General features: G+C 64.8%; 14 protein-coding genes. 8 read left to right on the plus strand and 6 right to left on the minus strand.

Annotated features, from left to right (window positions below; all coding sequences use genetic code 11):
• Position 1: 1 nt before the first annotated feature.
• The 5 genes from WFP39_RS07600 to WFP39_RS07620 form a co-directional block, all read right to left on the minus strand.
• Positions 2 to 256 carry an HP1242/YdcH family protein gene (locus WFP39_RS07600; RefSeq protein ID WP_336918742.1) on the minus strand — a complete coding sequence of 85 codons (255 nt, stop codon included), beginning with the start codon at positions 254 to 256 and terminating at the stop codon, positions 2 to 4.
• Between the two features lie 130 nt (positions 257 to 386).
• Entirely contained in the window at positions 387 to 809 is a 423-nt protein-coding gene (gene ndk / locus WFP39_RS07605) for a nucleoside-diphosphate kinase (RefSeq protein WP_336918743.1), read from the minus strand.
• A 116-nt stretch (positions 810 to 925) separates the two neighbouring features.
• The gene (locus WFP39_RS07610; protein WP_336918745.1) at positions 926 to 1420 is read right to left on the minus strand and encodes a putative periplasmic lipoprotein; all 495 of its coding nucleotides are present in this window, start codon (positions 1418 to 1420) and stop codon (positions 926 to 928) included.
• A 25-nt stretch (positions 1421 to 1445) separates the two neighbouring features.
• Positions 1446 to 1883 (minus strand): DNA polymerase III subunit chi, encoded by a 438-nt coding sequence (locus tag WFP39_RS07615; RefSeq protein ID WP_336918747.1) that lies wholly within the window; start codon positions 1881 to 1883, stop codon positions 1446 to 1448.
• Positions 1884 to 1901: 18 nt separating this feature from the next.
• Complete coding sequence (locus WFP39_RS07620; RefSeq protein ID WP_336918749.1) at positions 1902 to 3362, minus strand: leucyl aminopeptidase; 1461 nt, start codon at positions 3360 to 3362, stop codon at positions 1902 to 1904.
• Between the two features lie 155 nt (positions 3363 to 3517).
• On the opposite strand from WFP39_RS07620, the gene WFP39_RS07625 reads away from it, so the two are divergent.
• The 4 genes from WFP39_RS07625 (at position 3518) to rsmA (ending at position 9089) form a co-directional block, all read left to right on the plus strand.
• On the plus strand, positions 3518 to 5716 hold the full coding sequence (locus tag WFP39_RS07625) for an LPS-assembly protein LptD (RefSeq protein ID WP_336918750.1): 2199 nt from the start codon (positions 3518 to 3520) through the stop codon (positions 5714 to 5716).
• A gap of 171 nt (positions 5717 to 5887) precedes the next feature.
• Positions 5888 to 7228: a peptidylprolyl isomerase gene (locus WFP39_RS07630; protein ID WP_336918752.1), complete on the plus strand. Its 1341-nt coding sequence runs from the start codon at positions 5888 to 5890 to the stop codon at positions 7226 to 7228.
• Positions 7229 to 7230: 2 nt separating this feature from the next.
• Complete coding sequence (gene pdxA, locus WFP39_RS07635; RefSeq protein WP_336918753.1) at positions 7231 to 8259, plus strand: 4-hydroxythreonine-4-phosphate dehydrogenase PdxA; 1029 nt, start codon at positions 7231 to 7233, stop codon at positions 8257 to 8259.
• Positions 8256 to 9089 (plus strand): 16S rRNA (adenine(1518)-N(6)/adenine(1519)-N(6))-dimethyltransferase RsmA, encoded by an 834-nt coding sequence (gene rsmA, locus WFP39_RS07640; RefSeq protein ID WP_336918755.1) that lies wholly within the window; start codon positions 8256 to 8258, stop codon positions 9087 to 9089. The genes pdxA and rsmA overlap by 4 nt, the downstream gene beginning before the upstream one ends.
• Here the strand turns inward: rsmA and WFP39_RS07645 are convergent.
• Positions 9086 to 9568 (minus strand): hypothetical protein, encoded by a 483-nt coding sequence (locus WFP39_RS07645; protein ID WP_336918756.1) that lies wholly within the window; start codon positions 9566 to 9568, stop codon positions 9086 to 9088. The two genes, rsmA and WFP39_RS07645, sit on opposite strands and share 4 nt — an antisense overlap.
• 111 nt (positions 9569 to 9679) lie before the next feature.
• Between WFP39_RS07645 and WFP39_RS07650 the strand changes: the two genes are divergently transcribed.
• The 4 genes from WFP39_RS07650 to WFP39_RS07665 all read left to right on the plus strand — a co-directional run bounded on the left by WFP39_RS07650 (position 9680) and on the right by WFP39_RS07665 (position 13550).
• Complete coding sequence (locus tag WFP39_RS07650; RefSeq protein WP_336918758.1) at positions 9680 to 10891, plus strand: hydrolase; 1212 nt, start codon at positions 9680 to 9682, stop codon at positions 10889 to 10891.
• The gene (locus WFP39_RS07655; protein ID WP_336918760.1) at positions 10888 to 11919 is read left to right on the plus strand and encodes an arginine N-succinyltransferase; all 1032 of its coding nucleotides are present in this window, start codon (positions 10888 to 10890) and stop codon (positions 11917 to 11919) included. Before WFP39_RS07650 ends, WFP39_RS07655 begins: the two co-directional genes overlap by 4 nt.
• Before the next feature lie 5 nt (positions 11920 to 11924).
• Positions 11925 to 13175, plus strand: coding sequence for an N-succinylarginine dihydrolase (locus WFP39_RS07660; protein ID WP_336918897.1), 1251 nt, complete (start codon positions 11925 to 11927; stop codon positions 13173 to 13175).
• Positions 13176 to 13304: 129 nt separating this feature from the next.
• Positions 13305 to 13550 (plus strand): hypothetical protein, encoded by a 246-nt coding sequence (locus WFP39_RS07665; RefSeq protein WP_336918761.1) that lies wholly within the window; start codon positions 13305 to 13307, stop codon positions 13548 to 13550.
• Positions 13551 to 13629 lie beyond the last annotated feature (79 nt).

The raw sequence follows: 13629 nt of genomic DNA on the forward strand, positions 1-13629 counted from the left end.
GTCAGACCTGCGCAGCGCGGGCCTTGGCGATGATCGGGGAAATCTCGTCGAGCAGCGCCAGCCGCTTCTTCTTGAGATTTTCGGTGCGTTCGTCTGATGCCGCCTCGATCCCGCTTTCAATGCGGTGAATTGCGCGGTTCACTTCGTGATAGGCATCGGCCAGCTTGGCAAAGTGGGGATCGTTCATCTTCAGCGCGTGGATAGCCGCGGCGTCCTGCGGAAATTCGGCGGCGAGTTCGTGCGGTGTGTGCGACATGGGCTGATACTCTTTCTGGCCGCTGCGACTGGTTTCAGCCTAGCCCCAGCGCCCGCCAAATCCTTGCGCGCAATCAAAAACCCCGCCGGATCGCTCCGACGGGGTGATTGATTCTAGCATCGAAGGCCAATCAGCCGACGATTTCGTCCGGCTGGAAGAAGAAGGCAATTTCGATCGCGGCGTTTTCGTCGCTGTCGCTGCCGTGGACCGAATTGGCTTCGATCGATTCGGCCAGTTCGCGGCGGATCGTGCCGGGTTCGGCATTAGCCGGGTTGGTCGCGCCCATGATGTCGCGGTTGCGCTTCACCGCGTCTTCGCCTTCCAGCACCTGCACCACCACCGGCCCGCTGGTCATGAATTCCACCAGTTCGCCAAAGAAGGGGCGTTCCTTGTGCACGGCATAGAAGCCTTCGGCCTGTTCGCGCGTCATGCGGATCCGCTTGCTGGCAACGACGCGCAGGCCGGCGTCTTCTAGCATCTTCGTGACCGCACCGGTCAGATTGCGGCGGGTGGCGTCGGGCTTGATGATCGAAAAGGTGCGGGTAACCGCCATGGGAATTTCCTCGATTGCGTTAAGATCCGGCTGGGTCCCCTTGGGGGCCTGTCGGGCGCGCCCCTAGCGCCCCGCGTCGCTTTGGGCAAGGGCGCGGGTGATATGCGGGCTTTGCGTCAGCCGCCCATCCCCACGATCAGCTGCCCGCTGGTTTCATCGCCATTGGGCGAGGCGCTGAAGCTGAAGGTCCGTCCATTAGGCCCCTCGCCGTTGATCATCACGCTGCCGTTGACGGTGGCGTTCATGGAAATGGTGATGCCCGCCGCCTCCGCCTCGCGCCGATAATGCGCGGCCAGTTCTTCGGGCGTGGCGCTGCTCTGCACCGTGATCATCGAACCTGCCCCGTCATTGGCATTGATCACCATGCTGGAGACGACGGTCGCGCCGGGGTAGAGCGAGAAGCCGTCGGGAAAATCGGCCGTGCCGCTGCCCGATTGGGCCACAACCGTGCTGCCATCTTCGGCGGTGATGGTGACATTGGTCTCCTCGCCCGACTGGTCGATATCGTAGGCGATTTCGCCATCTTCGGTCTGGATCGTGCCTTCATTGCCCGATCCGCAGGCGGCGAGCGTCAGGGTGCCACCGATCGCAAGAGCCAGTTTCCGCATCATCCCTCTCCTTATTCGGTTCAAGGTTTTACGCCTTGCGCACCCACTTGCCACCCTCGATTTCGAAAAATTCGCGTTCCACATCGGTTTTGCCGTCGAACTGGCGCCAGATGGCGCGAGCCGAACCGCGCGCGTTTTCGTCGAATAGCAGGATGGCGCGCGGGAAAGTTGCCGCCTCCTCGCGCCACTGCCCGTCCGCCAGCGCGACAACTTCGGCCCCGTTGGCATTGGCGCAACTGTCCGCCAGCAGCACGGGCTGGCGTGCATCATGCGGCCCGCCGGCAAAGCCATGCGCCAGGAAGTGTTCGGGAAACTGCTCCCACAACGCCTTGTCGAGCGCGGCGAGCTGCGCATCGTCGCCCGAAACCACCAGCAGCCGCTGCCCCTGCCCCAGCGCCGCGCGGGCGATCTGCGGCAGGACACGCTCAACCGGCTGATTGCCGTGGAGATAGAACCCGACCCGCACCCTGAGGAGCCCGAACCCTTACTTTTCGCAATTTTCGCGCACGAACCGGTCGATCAGGCGCACGCCGTAACCCGTTGCGCCCTTGTCCCAGGTCGCGCCCGGCTTGTCGGCCCAGACCATCCCGGCAATGTCGAGATGCGCCCATTCGACGCCGTCCTCGACAAAGCGCTGGAGAAATTGCGCCGCAGTGATTGATCCGGCCCAGCGGCCGCCGATATTCTTCATGTCGGCAATCGGGCTGTCGATCAGCTTGTCGTATTCGGGCGCCAGCGGAAAGCGCCACAATTTGTCCCCGCTCGCCTTGCCCGCTGCCAGCAGCTTGTCGGCCAGCGTGTCGCTGTTCGAAAACAGCCCGCCGTGCTCCATCCCCAGCGCGATAATCATTGCGCCGGTCAGCGTGGCGAGATCGACCATGACCTTGGGGGCGAATTCGCGCTGCGCGTAAGTCATCGCATCGCACAGCACCAGCCGACCTTCGGCATCGGTGTTGATGACTTCGACGGTCTGCCCGCTCATCGTGGTCACCACATCGCCGGGGCGCTGGGCGTTGCCGTCGGGCATATTCTCGACAAGGCCGCACACGCCGATGACATTGGCCTTCGCCTTGCGTCCGGCCAGCGCCAGCATTGCGCCCGCCACCGCGCCTGCGCCGCCCATGTCCCATTTCATGTCTTCCATGCCGGCGGCAGGCTTGATCGAAATGCCGCCGGTATCGAAAGTGACGCCCTTGCCCACGAACACGGTCGGCGCGTCGCCCGCCTTGCCGCCCAGCCATTTGATCACCAGCAGCTTGGGCTTCTTCACCGAACCCTGCGCAACGCCCAGGAGCGCGCCCATGCCCAGTTGGCGCATCTCGTCCTCGTCCAGCACGGCGATTTCCGCGCCGGTGCCCGCCAGCCGCGCCTGGCAGCGTTCGACGAAGCTTTGCGGGAAGATCACATTGGCCGGTTCCGCCACCAGCTCGCGGGTAAACTCCACCCCGGTTGCGATCGCCTGTTCCACGTCCCATGCCGCTGCCGTGCCTTCGGGCGCGCCTGCCACGACCACTTCGGCAAGGCTTTTTTTCTGCTCGTCTTTCAGCTTCGTGCGATAGGCATCCCAGCGCCAGCAGCGCAGCCGCAGACCCAGCAGCACGCTTGCCACCTCGTCCGCCGACAGGGTGCTGCCCGAAAGGTCGAGCACCAATTGCGTCTCGCCCGATGTCAGATAACGCGCGGCGAGCGCTGCACCCGCGCGTTCAAGGTTCGCGGCACGGCCATTGCCCTCAGCCTTGCCAATTCCGGCCAAGGCAAGGCGGGTGACCACGCCATTGAGCTCGGCAAAGCCTTCGAACAGCTGCGCGGCTTTGCCCGAAAAGCGGCTGGCCTCAGCCCCCTGCACGATCGCCACCGGCAGGTCGGCGGGCAAGCTGTCCTGCTCCACCAGGCGCGCCAGCAAGCGGGGAGATTGGGGAAGGCTGTCGGCAAAGGTAATCTGCATGGGTTCTCCGGTGATCCGATTGCGGGAAGCGGCGGGCGGTGTGCGCCTGCACAAATGCTGGCGTTGCAGTTAAGCACGGGTGGTGCGATAGGCAAGCCATGCTCCCCCCCGCTTCGTCCCTTTTGCCAGCCCGTCTGCCCGGTGATCGCAAGGCCATGGCAGCAGTCCTGCTGGCCGGTGCGTTGATCCTGTGTCCGGCAATTGCTGCGGCGCAGGACAGCCCCGCCACGCAGGCCACGGCCCAAGGGGAACGCCGCATCGCATTCGAGGCGGACACGCTGCAATATAATAACGAGACCGACACCGTCACCGCATCGGGAAATGTCCTTGCGCGATCGGGCGACGAATCGGTGCGGGCCGAGGCGATCGTCTGGAACCGGCAAACGGGCGAGATCGTGGCCGAGGGAAATGTGCGCCTGGTCGACCGCGACGGGAACCAGTTGTTCACCGACCGTGTGGAGCTGACGCAGGAATTGAAGGCGGGCACGATGGCCAATCTCCTGCTCGCTTTCCGGCAGGGCGGGCGGCTGGCCGCGGATATGGCGGCGCGCGACGATGCGGGCAATATCGTGCTCGACATGGCGGTCTATTCGTCCTGCGCGGTGGTGGATGCCGAGGGCTGCCCGCGCAGGCCCAGCTGGCGCGTCACCGCGCGGCGTGTGCGCTATGATGCCGAAACCGACCGCATCCATTTCGACGGCGCGCATCTGGAACTGTTCGGCCGGCGCATCTTGCCGCTGCCGGGCCTTGTCATCACCGCCGATGGCAGTGCGACATCGGGCATCTTCATCCCGGATGTCGGCATTACCGCGTCCAACGGGCTGGAAATCACCGACAGCTTCTATTGGCGCATTGCCGATAACCGCGACCTGTTGCTGACCGGCTACCTTTACAGTTCGGCAGCGCCGATGGTGTCGGCACAATACCGCCAGTTGAACGAAAACGGCGCGTTTCAGGTCACCACCTACGGCACCTATTCGCGGCGCATCGGCCTCAATTCCACCGTGCCGGTCGCCGAAAGCAGCTTGCGCGGATATATCTTTGCCAATGGCCGCTTCCAGCTTGATCCTAATTGGAGCGTCACCGGATCGGCGCGGCTGGCGAGCGACCGCACGGTTCTGCGCCGCTACGACATCACGCGCGAGGACCGCCTCCGCTCGACAGTGAATATCGAGCGGATCGATGCCAACAGCTATTTCTCGCTGGCGGGCTGGGCCACGCAGGCGCTGCTGGTGCCGGTGGATCAGGGGCAGGTGCCGCTGGCGTTGCCGCTGCTCGATTACCGCCGCCGTCTGGAAGACCCGGTGGCAGGGGGCCGCGTTGACCTGCAATTCAACACGCTGGCGATCACCCGCGCCGAGGGGCAGGACACGCAGCGCGCCTTTGCCCGCGCGCAGTGGGATTTGCGGCGGATCACCCCGCTGGGGCAGGAGATCACGCTAACCGCCATGGCGCGCGGCGATGTCTACAATTCCAACCAGAACGGCCTGACGCTCACCCCCAGCTATCGCGGGCGCGAAGGCTGGCAGACGCGCGCCGTGGCGGCGCTGGCGGTGGATGTGAAGTGGCCGTTCATCGGCGAATTTCTGGGCGGATCGCAGATCTTCACCCCGCGCGTGCAGGCTGTCGCCACGCCCAATACGCGCAACCTCGCCATCCCGAACGAGGATTCGCGCGCGATCGACCTTGAGGATTCCAACCTCTTCGCGCTCAACCGCTTCCCCGGATACGACCGGGTGGAAGACGGTGTTCGCCTGACTTATGGCCTTGATTGGGAAGCGAGTTTTCCCGGCTGGCGGCTGGAGACGACCTTTGGCCAATCCTATCGCCTGTCGGACAAGCCGACCATCTTTCCCGATGGCACTGGACTGAACGAGCAATGGTCCGATTTCGTCGGCCGCACCACCGTGCGTTACCGCGACCTGCTCAAATTCACGCACCGCTTCCGGCTGGACAAGGACAACCTCGCGGTGCGCCGCAACGAGATCGATGCAACCCTGGGCAACGATCGCACCTATGTCGAAGTCGGCTATCTGCGGCTCGACCGCAATGTGGACCTCAGTTTCGAGGATCTGCGCGACCGCGAGGAACTGCGCGTGGCAGGGCGCGTGGCATTTGCCCGTTATTGGTCGGTGTTCGGATCGGCGGTGGTCAATATGACCAATCGCGAGGAAGACCCCACCTTCCAGGCCGACGGATTCCAGCCGCTGCGCACGCGCCTTGGTATTGCCTATGCCGATGATTGCCTGGAAATGGGCTTCACCTGGCGGCGCGATTACATCGAACTGGCCGATGCGCGCAGCGGCAATTCGTTCCGCGTGCACTTTGCGCTGCGCAATATCGGTTTCCGGTAAGCGGTCGCGCCACTATTCCCGCGCCGCTATCCCCGCGTCGATGTCGCCTTGCATTGGCAGCGCGTATCAATGCCGCTATCAGCCACAGGCTCAGCTTGGGTTAAGCCTGCATCGGGCAGGAGCATCGCGCAAACTGGCGCAATTTCGCGCCGCATACAGGAATAAAACCACGTGATCCGGTTCGCCAAGACCTTTGGAATTCTTGCCGCCTCCGCTGCGGCCACCGCCACGCTCGCTTTTGGCGGGACAGCCGCGCTCGCCCAGAATGACGGTTTCAACTTCCCGCAGGACATCAATTTCCTGGCCCAGGCCGATCCCAATGTCCGCCGCGCCACCGCGCGGGTAAATGGCAACATCATCACCGGCACCGATGTGGATCACCGCGTGGCCCTGATCGTGGCAGCCAACAATGCTCCGATCCCGCCCGAAGAGATGGCGCGCCTGCGCCTGCAAGTGCTGCGCAACCTGATCGACGAAACGCTGCAGGTGCAGGAAGCTGCCGCGCAGAACATGACTGTGACGGCAGAGGAAGTGGACCAGTCCTACACCCGCTTCGCGCTCGAACGCTTCGAGCGCGGGCCGGAGCAGATGGATGCCTATCTCGAATCCATCGGTTCCTCGCCGCGGACGCTGAAGCGGCAGATTCAGGGCGAACTGGCGTGGGACCGCCTCCTGCGTCGCAATATCGCGCCCTTCGTCAACGTCTCGACCGAAGAGGTGTCGGAAATCTACGACCGTCTGATGGCAGCGCGCGGGCAGTACGAATACCGCATCGGAGAAATCTACCTTTCGGCAACCCCCGCCACGCGCGACGCCGTGCTCGCCAACGCACAGCAGATCGTGACGCAACTGCGCCAGGGCGGCAGTTTCGTGGCCTATGCCCGCCAGTTTTCCGAAGCGTCCACCGCGGTTGTGGGCGGCGATCTGGGCTGGATCCGGCTGGAGCAGTTGCAGAACCCCACGCTGGAAGCCGCCGCGCGCGAATTGCAGCCGGGCCAGCTTGCCGGCCCGATCGAAATCCCCGGTGGTTTCTCGCTGCTGCTGCTGATCGACCGGCGCCAGATCGGCATGGCTGATCCGCGCGACGCGGTGCTGAGCCTGACGCAGGTTTCGATCGATTTCCCCCCCGGTCTGCCCGAATCCGAAGCTGCCCTGCGGGCGCAGCAATTCGCCAACATGGTCTCAACAATCAATGGCTGCGGCGATGCCGAGGCCAAGGCTGCCTCGATTGGTGCGGAGGTCATCTCCAACGACGACATTGCCGTGCGCGCCCTGCCCGATGCGCTGCAGAATGTCATGCTGGAACTGAATGTGGGTGAAGCCACCCCGCCCTTTGGCGATTTGCAGCAGGGTGTGCGCGTCCTGATCCTGTGCGGGCGCGACGATCCGGCGCAGATGGCAGGGCCGTCCTTCGACGAAATCCTGACCACGACCGAAAACGAGCGCATCAACCGCCGCGCCCAGCGTTACCTGCGCGACCTGCGCCGCGATGCGGTGATCGAATACAATTAAGCTTGGCGCAGTCTCCCGTGCCTGACCTGCCCCCGCTTGCCATTTCGCTGGGCGATCCGGCGGGCGTGGGGCCGGAACTGATTGCCCTTGCCTGGGCGGCGCGGGGCGAACACGCCTTGCCGCCCTTTCTTGTGACAGGTGGGGCCGGTGTGCTGGCACAGGCCGCGAGCAGCCGGGGGATCGCCCTGCCCTTGGTGCATATCGACAGGGTGCAAGACGCAGCGGCCGCATTTCCCGATGCCTTGCCCGTGCTGGCCGATGCCGGTGACGGTGTCTTCACCCCCGGCCAACCCACCGAGGCAGGGGCGCGCCTCGCGCTCGCATCGTTGGCCCGTGCCGCGCAATTGGCATTGTCCGGCGAAGTCGCGGCGCTGGTGACGGCACCGGTCGCCAAGGCGCAATTGGCCGCGATCGGCTTTACCCATCCGGGCCAGACCGAATTTCTCGCCCATGCCTGCGGCGTGGAGGAGGAGGATGCGGTCATGATGCTGGCCGGGCCATCCTTGCGCACCGTGCCGCTGACGATCCATATCCCGCTGGCACAGGTTTCGGCTGCCGTTACGCAGGACCTGATCCTGCGCCGCTGCCGCGTAATCGCCGCCGCGCTCCGGCGTGATTTCGGGATTGCCCACCCGCATCTGGCGCTGGCGGGCCTCAACCCCCATGCCGGGGAGAAGGGGCGCATGGGCGACGAGGAAGAACGCGTGATCGCCCCCGCGATTGCCGCCTTGCAGGCCGAAGGCATCAACGCCACTGGCCCGCATCCGGCCGATACGCTGTTCGCACCGCACAAGCGCGGTTCCTACGATGTGGCCGTGGCGATGTATCACGATCAGGCGCTGGCGCCCCTGAAAACGCTCGATTTCGACAACGGCGTCAACATGACGCTGGGCTTGCCGATCATTCGCACCTCGCCCGATCACGGCACCGCCTTCGACATTGCGGGAAAAGGCCTCGCCCGGCCCGATTCGCTGCTGGCGGCCATCCACATGGCCCGGCAGGCAGCCGTTTTCCGGGCAGCGGCTGCGTGAGCCTGCCCCCCCTGCGCGAGGTAATCGCCGCGCACGGCCTCAGCGCGTCCAAGGCGCTGGGGCAGAACTTCCTGTTTGACGAACAATTGCTGGACCGCATCGCCCGCATTCCCGGCGATCTGGCGGGCACGCGCGTGCTGGAAATCGGCCCCGGCCCCGGCGGACTCACCCGCGCCTTGCTGCGCGCAGGCGCACAGGTGACCGCGATCGAAATGGACCGCCGCTGCCTGCCAGCGCTGGCCGAACTTGGCGCAGCCTTTCCCGGCAAGCTTGATGTGGTGGAAGGCGATGCGCTGAAGATTGATCACGGCGCGCTGATGGAGGGGGAGCCCTTCGCCGTCGTGGCCAACCTGCCCTATAATGTCGGCACCGCGCTGTTCACCCGCTGGCTTTCGCCTGAAAGCGAGGGCGGAACATGGCCGCCGCAATGGACTTCGCTAACGCTGATGTTCCAGCAGGAAGTGGCGCAGCGCATCGTGGCGGAAGCGGGTTCGGATGCCTATGGTCGCCTTGCCGTGCTGGCCCAGTGGCGCAGCACCCCGAAGCTGGCGATGAAGGTCCACCGCAGCGCTTTTACCCCGCCCCCCAAGGTGATGAGTGCGATTGTCCATGTCACCCCGGCACAGGCTCCCCCCGGCGTTCAGCCCGCCGTGCTCGCCCGTCTGACCGAAGCCGCATTTGGCCAGCGGCGCAAGATGCTGCGGCAAAGCCTGAAAGGCGTGCCCGGCGCTCTGGCAGCGCTGGAAGGGCTGGATATCGATCCCACCCGCCGTGCCGAGACGCTGGCCGTTGCCGATTTCGTGGCGCTGGCGCGCGCGCTTTCGCGCTAGTGCGACGCAGCCTCCACCGCCTCGCGCACCGGATTGAGCCCGCCTGCCACCAGCTCGGTCAGCAGCATCCCCACCCCCGCCACGGCCAGAAGCATCAAGCCAAGCTGGCCTGCACGGGCAAGCACGAGCGGGTTCAACCAGTCGGCGGAGGCTTTTCCGCGCACCGCCGTTGCACTGCGGGCCGCGGCCAGCATCACCGAGGCCTTGCCGCCCTCGATCATCGCCGGGATGCTGACCCGTTCGCGCAGCAACAGGCCAAAGCGCCGTTCGCTTGTCCATTTCACCTGCGCGGTCATCCGGTTGCGGCCGACGATGATTTCCACAAAGTCGCCGCGCACAGGCGGGCGCGCCGCGGTGGCGAGCAGGCCGCGGGTGGAAATGTCGATCAGGCAGATATCGCGCTCGCCCAAATTGTCGCGCAGCCGTGCACGAACCACGGCGCGCACGCGTTGCTCCACCCTTGGTTTTCCGGCCACCATTACGGCGTTTCCCCTGCGCTGCCTTTCGCGGCCCTTAGCACTGCGGGCTTAGCCTCGCGTTAAGGTGCGGGGAATTGACAGCACCGCCTATTGGCTTATGCCCGGTTGCAGATGAAACAACTCACCTCCACCGAACAGGCACTTGTCGCCGGGATCGATCAGCAGGCCATGCTGGATCGGGTGTTGGCATGGGCGGCGATCAACACCGGCACCGGCAATCTTGACGGGCTGGCGCAGCTTTCCGGTCTGCTCGCCGATTGCCTTTCCAAACTCCCCGGCGATGTGCGCTATGCGGATCCTGCCGAGGTGACGGGGGTGGATGCGGGCGGCCATGTCGTGCCGCGCCAGCACGGCCGGCATCTGGTCCTCAGCGTGCGCCCCAAGGCAGAGCGGCGCTTTATCCTCACCGGGCATATGGACACGGTTTTTCCCGCCGACGATCCGTTTCAGCAGGTGCGCTGGCTGGATGATGATACGATCAATGGCCCCGGCACGGCGGATATGAAAGGCGGCATTGCGGTGATGCTCGCCGCGCTCGCCGCGCTGGAAACCTCGCCTGCCGCCGCGCGCATTGGTTACGATGTGCTGCTCAATTCGGATGAGGAGACCGGCTCGCTTTCGTCCGCTCCGCTGATTGCGCAGCTGGCGCGGGGCAAGTTTGCCGCGCTGACCTATGAACCCTCCGCCCTGCCCGATGGCACGCTGGCCCATGCGCGCGGGGGCAGCGGCAATTTTGCTGTCACCTTCTGCGGCCGTGCCGCGCATGCCGGGCGCAATCCGCAGGATGGGCGCAACGCGCTGGTCGCTGCCGCCGATTGCGCGGTGCGGCTGAAGCAGATGAGCCATGACGACCTGCCGATAAACCCGGCGAAAATCGACGGCGGCTCTGCCAATAATGTTGTGCCCGAACTCGCCGTGCTGCGCTTCAACATTCGCCCCAAGACGCGGGAGGCGGCAGAAGCTTTTTTATCGGATTTCAACGATTTGTTGCAATTCCTTGAAAGACTTCACGATGTTTCCGCACACAGCCATGGCGGCATTAGTCGCCCGCCCAAGCCGGTGGATGCGTCGGCGCAAAAGCTGTTCGATCTGGTGCGCGATGCGGGTGCGGCATTGGGGCAGAACATCGGCTGGAAGCCATCGGGCGGGGTGTGCGATGGCAACAATATCGCGGCCTGCGGGGTTCCCGTCGTCGATACGATGGGCGTGCGCGGCGGGGCCATTCATTCGGCGCAGGAATACATGATCGTGCCCTCGCTGAAGGAACGCGCTGCCTTGAGCGCCGTCGTCCTGCATCGTTTGGCAGAGGGGGATGCCTTGTGACGTTCATCATCCGCGCGGCGGGCCTTGCCGATCTGCAACCGCTGTATGAAATGGCCAAGTTGACCGGCGGTGGCTTCACCAATCTGCCGCCCGATCGCAATGCCTTGCGCACAAAGCTGGAAAAATCCGCCGCCGCTTTCCGGCGCGAGGCGGATGAGCCGGGCGATGATCTGTTCGTCTTCGTGCTGGAAAACACCGCCACGAAAGAAGTGCGCGGAACCTGCCAGATCTTCTCCGCCGTGGGCCTCAAATGGCCGTTCTATTCCTACCGCATCGGCGCCTTGACACAGCACAGCGAAGAACTGGGCCGCACCTTCCGCGCCGATATCCTGAACCTGTCCACCGATCTGGAAGGCGCTTCGGAAGTGGGCGGGCTGTTCCTGCATCCGGGCGAACGGGCGGGCGGGCTGGGCCTGCTCCTGGCGCGCAGCCGCTATCTCTTCATCCGCAATCACCGCCCGCGCTTTGCCGACCGCACGCTGGCCGAACTGCGCGGCGTGATTGACGAGGCGGGCGGTTCGCCCTTCTGGGACGGGGTTGCGGGCCGCTTTTTCGGCATGAGCTTTCAGGAAGCGGACGAATTCAACGCGCGCCACGGCAACCAGTTCATTGCCGATCTGATGCCCAAGCACCCGATCTATATCGCCATGCTGTCCGAACAGGCGCGAGCGGTGATCGGTAAGCCGCACCCTTCGGGCCGCGCCGCCATGCGGATGCTGGAGGAGGAAGGCTTTGTCTGGGAAAACTATGTCGACATTTTCGACGGCGGTCCGACCATGACCGTGCGCACCGACCATATCCGTTCGGTGCGCGAAGCGGTGGACAACACTCTCACCCGGATCGATCAGAGCCTGGCCGATGGCGAGATTGGCGAAAAGCGGCTGGTGTGCACGGGACATCTGGCCTCTTTCCGGGCGGCGTACGGTTGGGTTTCGGCGGAAGAAGACGGCGTGGCGATTGACCCGGCCTGCGCCGCCGCGCTGCAGATTGGCGAAGGCGACAGCGTCACGCATGTGGCGCGGTGGTGACGGTTATGGCGCTGCACGAAATCAATTTCGACGGCATTGTTGGCCCCAGCCACAATTATGCGGGCCTCAGCCTTGGCAATCTGGCGGCCACCCGGAATGCCGGCGGCACATCCTATCCCCGCGCCGCCGCCTTGCAGGGATTGGCGAAGATGCGCGCCAACATGACGCTGGGGCTGACGCAAGGCTTCTTCGTTCCGCTGCCCCGCCCCAATTGCGCGTGGCTGGACGAACTCGCCGCCGACGCTTCGACCAACCGCGCACTCATTGCCGGGGCGTGGTCGGCCTCCTCCATGTGGACGGCCAATGCCGCCACCGTGTCCCCTTCGCCCGATACGGCGGATGGGCGCTGCCACCTGACCGTCGCCAATCTGGTGACGATGCCGCACCGCAGCCACGAATGGCCCGACACGCTGAAGCAGTTGCGGCTGGTCTTTGCCGATGCTGCGCATTTTGCCGTCCACCCGCCGGTGCCGCCCACCTTTGGTGACGAGGGCGCGGCCAACCATATGCGGCTCGCTCCATCGCACCACGAAGCGGGGCTGGAGGTCTTCGTCTATGGCCGCCCCGGTGGCCGCTTCCCCGCGCGCCAGCACGAGGAAGCGAGCCGCATCGTCGCGCGCCGCCACCGCCTTGATCCCGAACGCGTAATATTTGTGGAGCAGGCGCCCGAAGCCATCGCAGCAGGCGCGTTCCACAACGATGTGGTGGCGGTGGCGAACGAAAGCGTGCTGTTCACCCACGAACGCGCCTTTGCCGAACCTGCCGCAACTTACGCCGCGATAGCCGAAAAATGTCCGGCTGCTCAGGTGGTGGAAGTGCCCGCCAGCGCGGTGAGCCTCGACGAGGCGATCCGTTCCTATCTGTTCAACGCCCAGCTTGTGACCCCGCCCGATCGCGAGATGACGCTGGTTGTGCCGTCGGAATGCAGAGAGAGCGCGCCGGTCTGGGACTGGCTGCAATCCATGCTGGCGGGCAACGGCCCGATCCGCCGGGTGCAGGTCGTCGATGTGCGCCAATCCATGGCCAATGGCGGCGGCCCTGCCTGTCTGCGCCTGCGCGTGGTGGCCGATCCCGCAGCCGTCGATCCACGCTTCCTGCTCAGCGAGGCGAAGGCCGACAAAATGGAGGCGCTGATCCGGGCGCATTGGCCGGAACAGATCGACCCCGGCGATATCGGTTCCGACGGCCTGGCGGCCGCCATTCGGCAAGCGCGGGCGGCGCTGCTCGACCTGTTGGAAATCCCCGAACTCGCCTGAGCGGCCGCAGCGACTCGGCCCCCCTGTCGGACGCCTTTACACTCCCCTTTGCGTTAACCGTCGAAAGCCGCAGGAACCTGCGGTTGGCACGGGGATTGCAGAGACTGACGGTAAAGAGAAAGGGGAGCCATGCTGCGCAAGATATCCAGGCTGTTCGTGATCAAGACACGGATCGAAGCCTTTCTGATAATCTATGCCCTCGCTCTGGGTGCCTGCACGCGCGGCGCGGCTTATCTCAAGACCTTTCCGGGCGTGGGCGGGTGGCTGCTGTTCCTTGCCTGCACCGGCGCGGTGTTTCTGGCGGGCGCGAAGATCCTCGATTGCCTGAAATACGAACGTGCCGAACGCGAAGCGCGAATGGCGGAAAACGGGTAAGCACCGAGTCCTGCGCAAAAGTGACGAAATTGACATCGTCACGATCGCGCTTTTTCTACCTATCCCGCTGATTTACGAC

It is taken from the genome of Alteraurantiacibacter lauratis (assembly GCF_037154155.1).
GTDB lineage: Bacteria > Pseudomonadota > Alphaproteobacteria > Sphingomonadales > Sphingomonadaceae > Alteraurantiacibacter > Alteraurantiacibacter lauratis.